Origin of the sequence: Enterobacter cloacae complex sp. 2022EL-00788, from assembly GCF_026627565.1 — a bacterium.
GTDB lineage: Bacteria > Pseudomonadota > Gammaproteobacteria > Enterobacterales > Enterobacteriaceae > Enterobacter > Enterobacter pasteurii.
On the sequence record NZ_JAPNMC010000009.1, the window covers coordinates 206,999 to 222,349 of the forward strand.

At 58.0% G+C, this 15,351-nt stretch carries 11 protein-coding genes and 1 other RNA gene; 7 read left to right on the forward strand and 5 right to left on the reverse strand.

Features of this window, described 5'->3' with window-relative positions:
* Positions 1-43: 43 nt before the first annotated feature.
* On the reverse strand, positions 44-433 hold the full coding sequence (locus tag OWK27_RS16010; RefSeq protein WP_193356328.1) for a lysozyme inhibitor LprI family protein: 390 nt from the start codon (positions 431-433) through the stop codon (positions 44-46).
* Positions 434-484: 51 nt separating this feature from the next.
* Complete coding sequence (putA, locus tag OWK27_RS16015) at positions 485-4,447, reverse strand: trifunctional transcriptional regulator/proline dehydrogenase/L-glutamate gamma-semialdehyde dehydrogenase (protein ID WP_267590756.1); 3,963 nt, start codon at positions 4,445-4,447, stop codon at positions 485-487.
* Between the two features lie 422 nt (positions 4,448-4,869).
* Here putA and putP point away from each other — a divergent pair, with 422 nt between their 5' ends.
* Positions 4,870-6,378, forward strand: coding sequence for a sodium/proline symporter PutP (putP, locus tag OWK27_RS16020; RefSeq protein ID WP_267590757.1), 1,509 nt, complete (start codon positions 4,870-4,872; stop codon positions 6,376-6,378).
* A gap of 62 nt (positions 6,379-6,440) precedes the next feature.
* Positions 6,441-6,860: a DUF3574 domain-containing protein gene (locus OWK27_RS16025; protein WP_267590758.1), complete on the forward strand. Its 420-nt coding sequence runs from the start codon at positions 6,441-6,443 to the stop codon at positions 6,858-6,860.
* A 33-nt stretch (positions 6,861-6,893) separates the two neighbouring features.
* Here the strand turns inward: OWK27_RS16025 and OWK27_RS16030 are convergent, their stop codons facing one another.
* Both OWK27_RS16030 and OWK27_RS16035 read right to left on the reverse strand, forming a co-directional pair.
* Positions 6,894-8,078 (reverse strand): NupC/NupG family nucleoside CNT transporter, encoded by a 1,185-nt coding sequence (locus tag OWK27_RS16030; RefSeq protein WP_148421803.1) that lies wholly within the window; start codon positions 8,076-8,078, stop codon positions 6,894-6,896.
* Positions 8,079-8,203: 125 nt separating this feature from the next.
* Positions 8,204-8,332: a hypothetical protein gene (locus OWK27_RS16035; RefSeq protein ID WP_256122491.1), complete on the reverse strand. Its 129-nt coding sequence runs from the start codon at positions 8,330-8,332 to the stop codon at positions 8,204-8,206.
* Here OWK27_RS16035 and efeU point away from each other — a divergent pair.
* The 5 genes from efeU (at position 8,331) to OWK27_RS16060 (ending at position 14,821) form a co-directional block, all read left to right on the forward strand.
* The gene (gene efeU / locus OWK27_RS16040) at positions 8,331-9,164 is read left to right on the forward strand and encodes an iron uptake transporter permease EfeU (RefSeq protein WP_267590759.1); all 834 of its coding nucleotides are present in this window, start codon (positions 8,331-8,333) and stop codon (positions 9,162-9,164) included. The genes OWK27_RS16035 and efeU overlap by 2 nt on opposite strands.
* 42 nt (positions 9,165-9,206) lie before the next feature.
* Entirely contained in the window at positions 9,207-10,334 is a 1,128-nt protein-coding gene (gene efeO, locus OWK27_RS16045) for an iron uptake system protein EfeO (RefSeq protein WP_267590760.1), read from the forward strand.
* Positions 10,335-10,339: 5 nt separating this feature from the next.
* Positions 10,340-11,623, forward strand: coding sequence for an iron uptake transporter deferrochelatase/peroxidase subunit (gene efeB, locus OWK27_RS16050; protein ID WP_267590761.1), 1,284 nt, complete (start codon positions 10,340-10,342; stop codon positions 11,621-11,623).
* 499 nt (positions 11,624-12,122) lie between these two features.
* Positions 12,123-12,914: a phosphate starvation-inducible protein PhoH gene (gene phoH, locus OWK27_RS16055; protein ID WP_017384762.1), complete on the forward strand. Its 792-nt coding sequence runs from the start codon at positions 12,123-12,125 to the stop codon at positions 12,912-12,914.
* Positions 12,915-13,315: 401 nt separating this feature from the next.
* On the forward strand, positions 13,316-14,821 hold the full coding sequence (locus OWK27_RS16060; RefSeq protein WP_242174553.1) for an alanine/glycine:cation symporter family protein: 1,506 nt from the start codon (positions 13,316-13,318) through the stop codon (positions 14,819-14,821).
* Between the two features lie 239 nt (positions 14,822-15,060).
* Here the strand turns inward: OWK27_RS16060 and OWK27_RS16065 are convergent.
* A non-coding RNA gene (locus OWK27_RS16065) (RtT sRNA) lies at positions 15,061-15,197 on the reverse strand.
* Between the last annotated feature and the right edge of the window lie 154 nt (positions 15,198-15,351).

Consider the following 15,351-nt stretch of genomic DNA (forward strand, 5'->3'; position numbering starts at 1 on the left):
AGGGGAGAGGGGACTGTTCTGTGCTGTCTTTTCTCCCTCGCCCCTATGGGGAGAGGGGACAGCTTAGGTCGCCCTCTTCACACTGCATCAGCGAGGCCAGAAACGCTTCGCGCTCTACGGTTTTCTCAGCCAGACACTGGCTCACGATCATTGGCTGAACGCTTCCGCCTTCCGTACCCGAGCCGATAAACGCGCAGTCCGCGTCGCGCAGGGTAATCCACGCCTGCTGCGCCTTTTTAAGCAGGTCGCGCTGGGGCGCTGCCGCGCGCTTGATGGCGGCCTGATACGTCTCGTTAAGCTTTTTATCCGCGGCCTGGTACTGCTGCGCGCTACAGGCGTTCAGTTCAGCCTGGGTGGTCGCGTTGCCGCACTCGTCGGCCAGCGCGCTGGCGCTCAGCAGCAGGGCTGCCCCTGCGATAAGAAATCGTTTCATACTCTCCCCAATAAAATAAGGCTCCGTCTCCGGAGCCTTATTAGCACAGCGTTAGCCGATTGTCATCAGGCTGGCGTTACCGCCTGCCGCCGCGGTGTTGACGCTGAGCGAACGTTCCACGTACAGGCGCTCCAGCAGCAGGTTGGTTTCCCCGCGCGCAAAGCCCTGCACCGAAACAATCGCCCCGCTGCGGGCCGCGACCTGCTCGCACAGCTCGCGCAGCTGGTCGGAGTCGCCGTGGTAGATCACCGCGTCAAACGGCTGGGCCAGCAGCGCGTCGGCCTTGGCAAAGCGAATGCGGGCCGAGACCGCTTTTGGCAGCTGCTTAGCGAGATCGCGATGCAGGGCATCTTCCGGCCATAGCACCTCACAGCCGGTAGCCGTCGCGGCAGCCAGCTGCACCAGGGCGTCCTGCTCGTTATCCGCCACGCACAGCACGCGCTCGCGCGGCATCAGCGTCCAGGTGTTGCGCTCGCCGGTTGGACCCGGCAGCAGACGCTGGGTACCGGCCTGCGCCAGCTCGCCGTACTGCTGAGCAACGGCGCGCAGTTCAGGGCGGTTTTCTGCCCACTTAACGAGCGCCTCCAGCGGCTGGGTCAGCACGGCTTTCACCTGCGCATCCACCGGATAGTCAGCGTCCTGGCGCGCCAGCGTCACGCCCAGCGCGTTTTCCGGGCGGTTCGCCAGCAGACGATACAGGTAAAGCGGGCCGCCAGCCTTCGGACCGGTGCCGGAGAGGCCTTCACCGCCGAACGGCTGCACGCCCACGACCGCGCCGACCATGTTGCGGTTGACGTACAGGTTGCCGACTTTGGCATTGCCGGTAACCTGCGCGATGGTTTCGTCGATACGCGTATGCACGCCGAGCGTCAGGCCGTAGCCGGAGGCGTTGATCTGGTCGATCAGCTCGTTGAGGCTGTTGCGGCTGTAGCGCACCACGTGCAGCACCGGACCAAAGACCTCTTTTTTCAGCTCGTCGAAGCTTGCCAGCTCAATCAGCGTAGGCGGCACGAAGGTGCCGGTCTGCCATTCGCGGGCATCTTCGCTGTTCTCGCGCACCGCCTGGAACACCGGACGGCCCTTGGCGCGCATGGTCTGAATATGGTTTTCAATATTGGCTTTGGCTTCCGCGTCGATCACCGGCCCGATGTCGGTGGTGAGACGGCCCGGGTTGCCCATGCGGCATTCGGCCATTGCGCCGCGCAGCATCTTCAGCGTGTGGTCGGCCACGTCGTCCTGCAGGCACAGCACGCGCAGGGCGGAGCAGCGCTGACCGGCGCTGTCGAACGCGGAGGCCAGCACGTCAACCACCACCTGCTCGGTGAGGGCAGAGGAGTCAACGATCATGGCGTTCATGCCGCCGGTTTCGGCGATGAGCGGCGTTGGACGGCCCTGCGCATCCAGACGGGTAGCAATGTTGCGCTGCAGCAGGGAGGCCACCTCGGTGGAGCCGGTAAACATCACGCCGCGCACCCGGTTATCGGACGTCAGCTTAGCGCCGACGGTTTCACCGCGGCCCGGCAGCAGCTGAACCACGCCCGCCGGCACGCCCGCTTCAAGCAGGATATTGATGCCCTGCGCGGCAATCAGCGGCGTTTGCTCCGCCGGTTTTGCCAGCACGCTGTTGCCTGCGGCAAGCGCGGCGGCAATCTGGCCGGTGAAGATCGCCAGCGGGAAGTTCCACGGGCTGATACAGACCACCGGGCCGAGCGGGCGGTGCGTTTCGTTGTCGAAATCATCGCGCACCTGACCGGCGTAGTAGTGGAGGAAGTCGACCGCTTCGCGCACTTCGGCGATGGCGTTGCTGAAGGTTTTACCCGCCTCGCGCACCAGAATGCCGATGAGCGACTGCATCTGATCTTCCATCAGCACCGCGGCACGCTCCAGAATCGCGGCGCGCTCCTGCGGCGGGGTGGCAAACCAGATTGGCGCGTTGTTTACCGCGCTCTCCAGCGCCTGGTCCACTTCCGCTTCGGTCGCTTCACGCGCGTAGCCGACGATATCCTTAGGCTCGGCCGGGTTGATCACCGGCTGCATGTCGCCGTCCTCAACGGAGTGCTCAAGGATCGGCTTGGCCTGCCATTTCTGCAGCGCGCTGTTGAGCAGGGCAGAGGAGAGCGACGCCAGACGGTGTTCGTTCGCCAGATCCAGGCCCGCCGAGTTGACGCGGCCTGCGCCATACAGCTCGCGCGGCAGGGCAATCTTCGGATGCGGCAGGCCAATCTGGCCTTCCTGCGCCGCCATTTTTTCAACCGCCTGCACCGGATCGGCCACCAGCTCGTCCAGCGGCAGGGTGGTGTCGGCGATGCGGTTAACGAAGGAGGTGTTCGCGCCGTTTTCCAGCAGGCGACGCACCAGGTACGCGAGCAGGGTTTCGTGAGTACCCACCGGAGCATAGATACGGCACGGGCGGTTCAGCTTGCCGTCGGCCACTTTACCGGTCACCTGCTCGTACAGCGGTTCACCCATGCCGTGCAGGCACTGGAACTCGTACTGTCCCGGATAATAGTTTTGCCCCGCCAGGCTGTAGATCGCCGCCAGGGTGTGGGCGTTGTGGGTGGCAAACTGCGGATAAATCAGGTTCGGCACGCCGAGCAGCTTTTTCGCACAGGCGAGATAGGAGACGTCGGTGTAGACCTTGCGGGTGTATACCGGATAGCCTTCCAGGCCCTCCATCTGGGCGCGCTTGATTTCGCTGTCCCAGTACGCGCCTTTCACCAGACGGATCATCAGGCGGCGACGGCTGCGGCTGGCCAGGTCAATCAGGTAATCAATGACGAACGGGCAGCGCTTCTGGTAGGCCTGGATAACGAAGCCAATGCCGTTCCAGCCGGCCAGCTCCGGCTCGAAGCAGAGTTTTTCCAGCAGATCGAGGGAGATCTCCAGGCGGTCGGCCTCTTCGGCGTCGATGTTGATGCCGATGTCGTACTGGCGGGCCAGCAGGGTCAGGGACTTCAGGCGCGGGTACAGCTCTTCCATCACCCGGTCGTACTGCGCGCGGCTGTAGCGCGGGTGCAGGGCGGAAAGCTTAATGGAAATGCCGGGGCCTTCATAAATACCGCGACCGTTAGACGCTTTACCGATGGCGTGGATCGCCTGCTGATAGGAGACCATATAGGCCTGCGCGTCGGCGGCGGTCAGCGCCGCTTCGCCCAGCATGTCGTAGGAGTAGCGGAAACCTTTATCTTCCAGCCTGCGGGCGTTCGCCAGCGCTTCCGCGATGGTTTCTCCGGTAACGAACTGCTCGCCCATCAGGCGCATCGCCATGTCCACGCCCTTGCGGATCAGCGGCTCGCCGCTCTTGCCGATGATGCGGTTCAGGGAGCGTGACAGGTTGGCTTCGTTATGGGTGGAGACCAGCTTGCCGGTAAACAGCAGGCCCCAGGTGGCGGCGTTGACGAACAGCGACGGGCTGCGGCCAATGTGGGAGTGCCAGTTGCCGTTGCTGATTTTGTCGCGGATCAGCGCATCGCGGGTAGCCTTATCGGGGATACGCAGCAGCGCCTCCGCCAGGCACATCAGCGCCACGCCTTCCTGTGAGGAGAGGGAGAACTCCTGCAGCAGGCCCTGCACCATCCCGGCGCGGCCGCTTGCGGTTTTCTGGTTACGCAGCTTGTCGGCCAGCTGGTACGCCAGGCTGTGCGCCCGGGCGGCAACGGCTTCCGGCAGGCGGGCCTGCTCCAGCAGCATCGGCACGGCATCGGTTTCGGCACGACGGTAGGCTCCGGTAATGGCGGCGCGGCTGACGGACTGGGGCAGGATCTGCTCGGCAAATTCGAGGAACGGCTGATGGTTCTCTTCAACAGCCGTCGCGGCGTCTTCGCTTTCGTTCGCCGCGCCCGCCAGCAGGGCAGGCAGCTCCGGCAGACCGTCTTCGCTCTCCAGCCTTTCCAGATAGTTAAAAATCGCCTGCTTGATTAACCAGTGCGGCGTGCGGTCAATGCGGGTCGCCGCGTTTTTAATCCGTTCGCGGGTAGCGTCATCAAGCTTAACCCCCATGGTGGTCATCCCCATGCCAAAACTCCTGTTGTTCTGTAATAGCGTTCTGTAGATAGCGTGAAATATCCACCATGTTGCAACTTTGTGCAACCGTGTTAAATGTGACCTGGTCTGCAAGCTGGAAAATGAATGGATTGTTAACGATTAGTTAGCTGAGAAAATGCACCGGTCGATGTTGTCGGGCCCAGTTTTTATGCGGTGCTTAACACTTTTTAAAGGTGCAACCCGTAAAAGCGTGAGCGAGTGCAACCTATAGGAAAGACGTATAAAACCAGGGATGAAATTCATGTAAATGCAGTGTTAAATCGTTTGTCAGTGGGAGGCGTATACGGCAGGATAGCGCGCCCAACGGAAACACATACACACATCACTACGTTCCGGTGATGACATAACAAGGCAGCCCGGACGGCTGTCGCTCGACATTTTGGAGAATTTGAATGGCTATTAGCACACCGATGCTGGTGACATTTCTCGTTTATATTTTTGGCATGATCCTGATAGGGTTTTTGGCGTGGCGTTCCACTAAAAACTTTGACGACTACATACTGGGCGGGCGCAGCCTGGGCCCGATGGTAACCGCGCTCTCTGCGGGCGCATCCGACATGAGCGGCTGGCTGCTGATGGGCCTGCCGGGCGCAATTTTCATCTCCGGCATCTCCGAAAGCTGGATCGCCATCGGCCTGACCGTTGGCGCGTGGATCAACTGGAAGCTGGTGGCAGGCCGTCTGCGCGTGCATACCGAAGCCAACAACAACGCCCTGACGCTGCCGGACTACTTCACCGGACGCTTTGAGGATAACAGCCGTATTCTGCGCATTATCTCGGCGGTAGTTATTCTGCTGTTCTTCACCATCTACTGTGCCTCCGGCATCGTGGCGGGCGCGCGCCTGTTTGAAAGCACCTTCGGCATGAGCTATGAAACGGCGCTGTGGGCCGGTGCGGCCGCGACTATCCTCTATACCTTCGTGGGCGGATTCCTGGCGGTAAGCTGGACCGATACCGTGCAGGCGAGCCTGATGATTTTCGCGCTGATCCTGACCCCGGTAATTGTGATTTTCACCGTCGGCGGCTTTGGCGAATCGCTCGAAGTCATCAAGCAGAAGAGCATCGAAAACGTCGACATGCTGAAAGGGCTGAACTTCGTGGCCATCGTCTCCCTGATGGGCTGGGGGCTGGGCTACTTCGGTCAGCCGCACATTCTGGCGCGCTTTATGGCGGCGGATTCCCACCACACCATCGTCCACGCGCGCCGCATCAGCATGACGTGGATGATCCTGTGCCTGGCGGGCGCGTGCGCGGTCGGCTTCTTCGGCATTGCCTACTTCAATAACAACCCGGCACAGGCGGGCGCGGTGAACCAGAACGCCGAACGCGTGTTCATCGAGCTGGCGCAGATCCTGTTTAACCCGTGGATTGCCGGTATTCTGCTCTCCGCCATCCTGGCGGCGGTGATGTCCACCCTGAGCTGCCAGCTGCTGGTGTGCTCCAGCGCCATCACGGAAGATCTTTACAAGGCCTTCCTGCGCAAGGGCGCAAGCCAGAAAGAGCTGGTATGGGTAGGGCGCTTTATGGTGCTGCTGGTGGCGCTGATTGCCATCGCCCTGGCGGCGAACCCGGAGAACCGCGTGCTGGGCCTGGTAAGCTACGCCTGGGCGGGCTTTGGCGCCGCGTTTGGTCCGGTGGTGCTGTTCTCCGTGCTGTGGTCACGCATGACCCGCAACGGCGCGCTGGCGGGGATGATTATCGGTGCGGTGACCGTCATCGTCTGGAAACAGTTCGCGTGGCTGGGGCTGTATGAAATCATTCCGGGCTTCATCTTCGGCAGCATCGGGATTGTGGTGTTCAGCCTGCTGGGTAAAGCGCCGTCTGCCGCGATGCAGAAACGCTTTGCTGAAGCGGACGCGCACTATCACTCTGCACCGCCAGCTAAGCTTCAGGCTGAGTAAAAACATATCCCCTCTCCCCACAGGGGAGAGGGGATAGACCGCTCACCAGTGCGAGATGATAAATGATGATTAAAACAGGGTTAATGGTGGCAGCATTAGTGACGCTGGCGGGCTGTAATGCACCCTCGCAGCGCGCGCCAGCTGAAACCTGCAAGGCGGAAAACCAGATGCAGCAGACCACGCTCTATTTCGGGCTAAATCGCCCGGCCGGGGCGCAAATCACCGCCAGCGAGTGGCAGCAGTTCGTTGACCGGGACGTGACGCCGCGCTTTCGCGACGGCTTAACGGTGATGGACGCGCGCGGGCAGTGGCTGGGGAACGACGGGAAGGTGGCCCGCGAGCCGAGCAAGGCGCTGATGCTGATCCACGCAAAAGATGCCCAGAGCGAGACGAATATTGAAGCGCTGCGCGGGATCTATAAATCCCGCTTCGCGCAGGAGTCGGTAATGCGGGTCGATTTGCCGGCGTGCGTGCAGTTCTGAATCAAAAACGGCGGCCTCAGCCGCCGTTTTCGCTTACAGCACCAGCCCCGCAAAGCTCGCCGACAGCAGGCTCACCAGCGTCGCGCCGTACACCAGGCGTAAACCAAACCGCGAGACCACGTTGCCCTGCTGCTCGTTCAGCCCCTTAATGGCCCCGGCAACAATGCCGATAGAGGCGAAGTTAGCAAACGACACCAGGAACACCGACAAAATACCCAGCCCGCGCGGCGACATCTGATGGGCAATTTTTTGCAGCTCAATCATCGCCACAAATTCATTCGCCACCAGCTTGGTTGCCATAATACTGCCCGCGCTTAAGGCATCGCTCAGCGGAATACCGACCAGCCACGCCAGCGGATAGAATACGTAGCCCAGAATCTGCTGGAAGCTCATGCCGAATACGCTGGAGAAGAGGGCGTTAACGGCGCTGATAAGGGCGATAAAGCCAATCAGCATCGCCAGAATAATCATCGCCACCTTAAAGCCTGCCAGAATATACTCGCCCAGCATTTCGAAGAAGCTCTGGGACTCATGCAGCTTTTCCAGTTTGATATCCGGCTCGGCTTCCGGGCGCGCCGGGTTAATAACCGAGAGAATAATAAAGGTGCTGAACATATTCAGTATCAGCGCCGCGACGACAAATTTGGCGTCGAGCATGGTCATATAGGCGCCGACGATCGACAGGGAGACCGTCGACATCGCCGTTGCCGCCATGGTAAAGAGGCGGCGAGAGGAGAGATCGCCCAGCACGCCCTTGTAGGCAATGAAGTTTTCCGACTGGCCGAGGATAAGCGAGCTCACCGCATTAAACGACTCCAGCTTGCCCATGCCGTTAAGTTTTGACAGCAGCGTCCCGATGATCCGAATAAAGATCGGCAGAATGCGCCAGTGCTGAAGAATACCAATCAGGGCCGAGATAAAAATAATGGGGCAGAGCACGCCAAGGAAAATGAACGCCAGCCCTTTATCGCCCATCCCGCCAAAGACAAAATTAGTCCCTTCGGCAGCGAATTTCAGCAGCGATTCAAAGAAGCCGGAGACGTATTTAATAATGAACAGACCGCTTTCCGCGTGCAGAAAAAAGAATGCCAGCGCGATTTCAATGACGATCAGCTGTAAAACAAAGCGGATGCGAATTTTTCGGCGGTCGAAACTCACCAGCCAGGCAAGCGCAAGAATAATCACCAGCGCCAGCAGGAAATGGACAATCTTAAACATGGTTTATTTTCAGTTGGTTTTCGAGGCGGACATTTAGCCATAGCGGCGGTTAACCGTAAACGAACATTTTTGTTATATCTTCTGAACAAAACGGTTTTCCTGCGAATGATTACCCGGCAATGCGTTTACATCTGGTCATCAAAACGCCCTACATTTCGCTTGTTTTTCTTGTTTGCGTAATGATAATCACTATCACAAGAATTTACTTTTCTTTGCATGAGTTGACCGAGATAAACATTTAAAGGTGTCTGCATGTTTGTTCCTTTTCTCATTATGTTACGTGAAGGGCTTGAAGCGGCCCTGATCGTCAGCCTTATCGCCAGTTACCTGAAGCGTACTCAGCGTGGACGCTGGATTGGCGCGATGTGGGCTGGCGTTTTCCTCGCCGCGGCGCTCTGCCTGGGGCTCGGGATCCTCATCAACGAAACTACCGGCGAGTTTCCCCAGAAAGAGCAGGAGCTGTTTGAGGGCATCGTCGCGGTAATTGCGGTGTTCATCCTCACCTGGATGGTGTTCTGGATGCGCAAAGTCTCGCGCAACGTGAAGGTTCAGCTGGAGCAGGCGGTGGATAACGCGCTGCAAAAAAGCGGCAACCACGGCTGGGCGCTGATTCTGATGGTCTTTTTTGCCGTTGCGCGTGAAGGCCTGGAGTCCGTGTTCTTTCTGCTGGCGGCGTTCCAGCAGGACGTTGGCATCTGGCCGCCGCTGGGCGCCGTGCTGGGGCTTGCCGCCGCCGTGATGCTGGGCTTCCTGCTTTACTGGGGCGGCATTCGCCTGAACCTCGGCGCGTTCTTCAGGTGGACCAGCCTGTTTATCCTGCTGGTAGCCGCCGGGCTGGCGGCAGGCGCGATCCGCGCCTTCCACGAGGCGGGGCTGTGGAACCACTTCCAGGACGTGGCGTTCGATCTCAGCAACGTCCTCTCCACCCATTCACTGACCGGCACCCTGCTCGAAGGCATCTTCGGCTATCAGGAAACGCCGAGCGTCAGCGAAGTGGCGATGTACTTTATCTACCTCATTCCGGCGCTGGTGCTGTTTTTCATACCAGCACGCCCGGGCGCTCAGGCGTCGCGTACTGCATCCTGACGCGTCTCGGTTAGTTACAACATACTTTAAAAGGGAAGGACCATGGCAATTCAATTTCGTCGTAGTACGTTACGGGCTGGTGTGGCGGCGCTGATTGCGTCCGCATTCGCGGCGCAGGCTGCGGATATTCCACAGGTTAAAGTGACCGTAACCGATAAGCAGTGCGAACCGATGACCATCACGGTTAACAGCGGCAAAACCCAGTTTATTATTCAGAACCACAGCCAGAAGGCGCTGGAGTGGGAGATCCTGAAGGGCGTGATGGTGGTGGAAGAGCGCGAGAATATCGCGCCGGGCTTCAGCCAGAAGATGACCGCCAGCCTGCAGCCGGGTGAGTACGAGATGACCTGCGGCCTGCTGACTAACCCTAAGGGCAAGCTGATTGTCAAAGGTGCAGCGACGGCAGACGCCGCCAAAGGCACGGCCTTACTTAGCCTGGGCGACGCCATTACCGCCTATAAAGCCTACGTCACCAAAGAGACGGCGGATCTGGCGGCGGGCACCAAGGCCTTTACCGATGCGGTGAAGGCGGGGGATATCGACAAAGCAAAATCCCTGTATGCGCCAACCCGACAGCACTACGAGCGCATTGAGCCGATTGCCGAGCTGTTCTCTGACCTTGACGGCAGCATCGATGCCCGTGAAGACGACTACGAGCAGAAGGCCGCCGACCCGAAATTCACCGGCTTCCACCGTCTGGAAAAAGCCCTGTTTGGCGATAACTCCACCAAAGGGATGGAGAAATACGCCGAACAGCTGAACACCGACGTGCTGGAGCTGCAAAAACGCATCAGCGAGCTGGCCTTCCCGCCGTCGAAGGTGGTTGGCGGCGCGGCGGGACTGATAGAAGAAGTCGCCGCGAGCAAAATCAGCGGGGAAGAAGATCGCTACAGCCACACCGACCTGTGGGATTTCCAGGCGAACGTTGACGGCGCGCAGAAAATTGTCGACCTGCTGCGTCCTCAGCTGCAAAAAGAGAACGGCGAGCTGCTGGCGAAGGTGGATGCCAACTTCAAAAAAGTGGACGCTATCCTGGCGAAATACCGCACCAGAGACGGGTTTGTAACGTACGATAAGCTGACCGATGCCGATCGTAACGCGCTGAAAGGCCCGATTACCACGCTGGCGGAAGATCTCTCCCTGCTGCGTGGCGTGCTGGGTCTGGACTAAGCGCGATGAACAAGCATGACGAGTACGACGTAGCGGAGCCTTCCCGCCGTCGTTTACTGAAAGGGGCTGGGGCGCTGGGCGGCGCGCTTGCCCTGACGGGGGGCTGTCCCGTGGCGCATGCGGCCAAACCGCAAAGCGCGCCGGGCACGCTGTCGCCGGATGCGCGTATGGAAACGCAGCCGTTTTACGGCGAGCACCAGGCGGGGATCCTGACGCCGCAGCAGGCTTCCATGATGCTGGTGGCGTTTGATTCCCTGGCGAGCGATAGGGCCGACCTTGAGCGCCTGTTCAGGCTGCTGACCGCGCGCATCGCCTTTCTTACCGCGGGCGGCCCGGCGCCGGAAACGCCCAATCCGCGCCTGCCGCCGATGGATTCCGGTATTCTCGGCGCGTTTATTGCGCCCGATAGCCTGACCATCACCGTCTCGGTAGGGGCATCGCTGTTTGATGACCGTTACGGGCTGGCGAAGCAGAAGCCGAAAGCGCTGCAAAAAATGACGCGTTTCCCGAATGATTCCCTTGACGCGGCGCTGTGCCACGGCGATCTGCTGTTGCAGATCTGCGCCAACACCCAGGACACGGTGATCCACGCCCTGCGCGATATCATCAAGCACGCTCCGGATCTGCTGAGCGTGCGCTGGAAGCGGGAAGGGTTTATCTCTGACCACGCGGCGCGCAGCAAAGGCAAAGAGACGCCGGTCAACCTGCTGGGCTTCAGGGACGGCACCGCTAACCCGGACAGCAGCAATGGCGCGCTGATGGACAGCGTGGTGTGGGTTACGGCGGACCAGGGCGAACCGGCCTGGGCGGTGGGCGGCAGCTATCAGGCTGTCCGTATCATTCAGTTCCACGTGGAGTTCTGGGACCGCACGCCGCTAAAGGAGCAGCAGACTATCTTTGGCCGCGACAAGCAGACCGGCGCACCGCTGGGCATGAAGAGTGAGCACGATGAGCCAGACTATGCCCGCGATCCGGATGGCGATGTCATCGCGCTGGACAGCCATATTCGCCTCGCCAATCCACGCACCAGAGAGACGCAGTCCAGCCTGATGATGCGCAGGGGCTACAGCTATTCGCTGGGGGTGACCAACTCCGGGCAGCTTGATATGGGGCTGTTGTTTGTCTGCTATCAGCACGATCTCGAGAAAGGGTTTCTCACCGTACAGAAGCGGCTGAACGGCGAAGCGCTGGAGGAGTATATTAAGCCCATCGGTGGCGGCTATTTCTTTGCCCTGCCTGGCCCGCGCGACGGGAACGCGTATCTCGCACAAGGGCTGATTGAAGCCTGATAATCGTCCCTGCGACCGTTCGCAGGGACATTATTTTTTCCATAGACTATCTTATTGTTATATTTCTGTAATATTTCTATATGAGACTGATTTTCCATGTAGGGACAGTCTGAAAAGTTGCATTCAGGTAAAATAAATGTTGCATTTATGATAAAGCCTGATGTACTTAAGATAAGACAGCGGTAGTTCCCGGCAGTGATGTTACTCACTATGGAGATCGCGAATGGTTGCGTCCTGTACTGGACAAGGTAAACACATCAACCGCAGCACCCGGCGCGGAGGCTCAGACTCCGGCAGCGATTTCCTCACCACTACAATCTCCCCTTCACCTCAAAAACCTGTTTCTACCGACGTGCATAGCGGTGCGCGTAGCCGTTCTGTATCGTCATCCGGTAATGCAAGCAATGGCTTACAAGGAAGCCAACCCTCTGATGTTCGTGCGCATAATCGTGCCGACGCTGGCGCGTGTGATGAATACCAACAACTCAAGGTGCTATCCATGGGAAGACAAAAAGCAGTGATCAAAGCTCGTCGTGAAGCAAAACGTGTGCTGAGACGGGATTCACGTAGCCATAAGCAACGTGAAGAAGAATCGGTCACCTCGCTTGTGCAGATGAGCGGCGTAGAATCCATTGGCATGGCGCGGGATAGCCGCGATGCATCGCCAATTGTGGCGCGAAATGAAGCTCAGGCGCACTACCTGAATGCTATCGAGAGTAAACAGCTCATCTTTGCAACCGGGGAAGCCGGATGCGGGAAAACGTGGATCAGCGCAGCCAAAGCGGCGGAGGCGCTGATTCATAAGGACGTGGAACGGATCATCGTGACCCGTCCGGTACTGCAGGCTGATGAAGATCTTGGCTTCCTGCCCGGCGACATTTCGGAGAAGTTTGCCCCGTACTTCAGGCCCGTCTATGACGTGCTGGTGAAGCGGCTGGGCGCTTCCTTTATGCAGTACTGCCTGCGGCCAGAGATTGGCAAGGTGGAAATCGCGCCGTTCGCCTATATGCGCGGACGTACATTTGAAAATGCGGTCGTTATTCTTGACGAGGCTCAGAACGTGACCGCTGCGCAAATGAAGATGTTTTTAACGCGCCTCGGGGAGAACGTGACGGTTATCGTCAATGGCGATATTACCCAGTGTGACCTGCCGTCGGGCGTTAAGTCCGGCCTCAGCGATGCCATGTCACGTTTTGAGGAAGATGAAATGATAGGCGTTGTTCGCTTTACCAAAGAGGACTGCGTCCGCTCGGCGCTGTGTCAGCGCACGCTGGAAGTTTATTCCGATTAAGGCAAAGCTTCATCATTCCACTTACTAAGCCATTCCTTCCCGGCATAATGCCGGGAAGCTTCGCTTATTCCCTTTATAATATAATTCTCTGCTTAGCTCATATTAATTTCCTGTCGAACGGGGCGGGGTTTACGTATTATTTTGCGGTGGTCGGTTTTATAAAAATCGCAGAAGTGTGATATGTATTTATAATACCCACAAAATATCTGTGAATATAATGATCGTGCTAATTGTTGCGCTAAATTTAAACGTGAATATTGTCACATAACCTTGCTAAGGCGTAAAAATTAAGTTGGTGTATTCTGGTTAATTATCTATGTTTCGTACTTGTTCAAACACAATTCTAAGAAGAAATACACCAGGGAAGCATTTTCCCTGGCACATCACGCTGAGGGTCATACATGAACGAACTGGTTAGTGCAATTAACGGTGTTATCTGGAGCCCGGCGTTAATTTTTTTATGTCTGGGTGTTGGCCTCTATTTTTCACTGCGTAGTCGTTTTCTGCAGTTACGCCATATAAAACATATGATTACCCTTATGTTTCAGGGTGGGGCTACCGATGCCGGCGTATCGTCGTTTCAGGCGCTGACGATGACGCTGGCGGGGCGCGTGGGTACCGGGAACATCGCCGGTGTGGCCACCGCCATTACCTTTGGTGGGCCGGGCGCGCTTTTCTGGATGTGGGTAGTGGCGTTTTTGGGCGCCAGCTCTGCATTCGTAGAGTCCACGTTAGGGCAGGTATATAAAGAAAAAATTAACGGTGAATACCGTGGTGGCCCCGCCTTTTATATTGAGAAAGGGCTGGGGGTAAAGTGGTACGCATGGTTATTTGCTATCGTCACCATTTTCTCCTGCGGATTATTACTGCCGGGCGTTCAGGCAAACTCCATTGCCGCCAGCCTGGATATTGCCTTCGGCCTTAACCCAAACGTCACGGCAGCATTGCTGGCTGTACTGTTAAGCTTCATTATTTTCGGCGGCGTGAAAAGGATCGCCAGCTTTAGCAGCATGGTGGTTCCGTTTATGGCGCTCGGCTATATTATTGTTGCCTGCGTTATTATCGCCATCAATATTGAAAAACTGCCTTCCGTTATTCTGCTGATCTGGAAAAGTGCTTTTGGCCTCGAAGCGGGCTTTGGTGCAATCCTGGGCCAGGCTATCATGTGGGGCGTTAAGCGCGGCGTGTATTCCAACGAGGCCGCGCAGGGTACCGGACCGCATGCATCATCGGCGGCGGCAGTGAGCCATCCGGTGAAGCAGGGGCTGGTTCAGGCATTTTCCGTTTATATCGATACGCTGTTTGTCTGCTCCGCGACCGGATTTATGCTGCTGATCACCGGGCTGTATAATGTCCAGGGCGTTGACGGCGCTGCGCTTTATACCGGTATTTCGGGCGTCGCGGCAGGTCCCGGCTATGTGCAGACGGCGATGGAAAGTATGATGCCGGGCTTTGGCAATTACTTTGTCGCTATCGCGCTGTTCTTCTTTGCCTTCACCACCATCATTGCCTATTACTATATCGCCGAAACCAATATCGCCTACATTAACCGTAAAATTCACCGCCCGTGGCTGACATTCCTGCTTAAATTATGTCTGATGGCGTCCACGGTATATGGCACAATCCGCACCGCGGATCTGGCATGGGGATTAGGGGATATCGGGGTAGGGCTGATGGCATGGCTCAACATTATTGCCATTGTCCTCCTGCATAAAAAAGCCTTTGCCAGCCTGAAGGATTACGAGACCCAGAACGCGCAGGGGCTTGATCCGCAGTTTGATCCGGTTCGGCTTGGGATCAAAAATGCGGATTACTGGCTGGGGGAGCGCAGGGATGAGGGGGGTGCTCAGCCTGGGCAGGTTGCATCTCCTGAAGGAAAGCAGCCGGCAGGGAAGTTGAATAGCTGAGGATTAAAATAAAAAAGCCCGTGCCAACGCACGGGCTTTTTTATAAGTGAGGCGGCTGAGTTCGCACCGGGGGGATTGACTCGCTTTGCTCGCCCTGCGGGCAGCCTGTTCGCTGCGCTCGCAGTCTGTCCAACTGGCTGCGCCAGTTGTCGAACCCCGGTCGGGGGTTCTCATCCCCCCACAGGCGTGCAATATGCGAAAAAAAAGCCCGTACTTTCGTACGAGCTCTTCTTAAAGTATGGCGGTGAGGGGGGGATTGACTCGCTTCGCTCGCCCTGCGGGCAGCCTGTTCGCTGCGCTCTCAGTCTGTCCAACTGGCTGCGCCAGTTGTCGAACCCCGGTCGGGGGTTCTCATCCCCCCCACAGGCGTGCAATATGCGAAAAAAAAGCCCGCATTTTCATGCGAGCTCTTCTTTAAATATGGCGGTGAGGGGGGGATTGACTCGCTTCGCTCGCCCTGCGGGCAGACTGTTCGCTGCGCTCTCAGTCTGTCCAACTGGCTGTCGCCAGTTGTCGAACCCCGGTCGGGG

What these genes read in the sequence shown, in the direction of transcription:
- OWK27_RS16010 (WP_193356328.1), bottom strand. Translation starts at nt 433, where the DNA reads ATGAAACGATTTCTTATCGCAGGGGCAGCCCTGCTGCTGAGCGCCAGC.
- putA (WP_267590756.1), bottom strand. Translation starts at nt 4,447, where the DNA reads ATGGGGATGACCACCATGGGGGTTAAGCTTGATGACGCTACCCGCGAA.
- putP (WP_267590757.1), top strand. Translation starts at nt 4,870, where the DNA reads ATGGCTATTAGCACACCGATGCTGGTGACATTTCTCGTTTATATTTTT.
- OWK27_RS16025 (WP_267590758.1), top strand. Translation starts at nt 6,441, where the DNA reads ATGATGATTAAAACAGGGTTAATGGTGGCAGCATTAGTGACGCTGGCG.
- OWK27_RS16030 (WP_148421803.1), bottom strand. Translation starts at nt 8,078, where the DNA reads ATGTTTAAGATTGTCCATTTCCTGCTGGCGCTGGTGATTATTCTTGCG.
- efeU (WP_267590759.1), top strand. Translation starts at nt 8,331, where the DNA reads ATGTTTGTTCCTTTTCTCATTATGTTACGTGAAGGGCTTGAAGCGGCC.
- OWK27_RS16035 (WP_256122491.1), bottom strand. Translation starts at nt 8,332, where the DNA reads ATGCAGACACCTTTAAATGTTTATCTCGGTCAACTCATGCAAAGAAAA.
- efeO (WP_267590760.1), top strand. Translation starts at nt 9,207, where the DNA reads ATGGCAATTCAATTTCGTCGTAGTACGTTACGGGCTGGTGTGGCGGCG.
- efeB (WP_267590761.1), top strand. Translation starts at nt 10,340, where the DNA reads ATGAACAAGCATGACGAGTACGACGTAGCGGAGCCTTCCCGCCGTCGT.
- phoH (WP_017384762.1), top strand. Translation starts at nt 12,123, where the DNA reads ATGGGAAGACAAAAAGCAGTGATCAAAGCTCGTCGTGAAGCAAAACGT.
- OWK27_RS16060 (WP_242174553.1), top strand. Translation starts at nt 13,316, where the DNA reads ATGAACGAACTGGTTAGTGCAATTAACGGTGTTATCTGGAGCCCGGCG.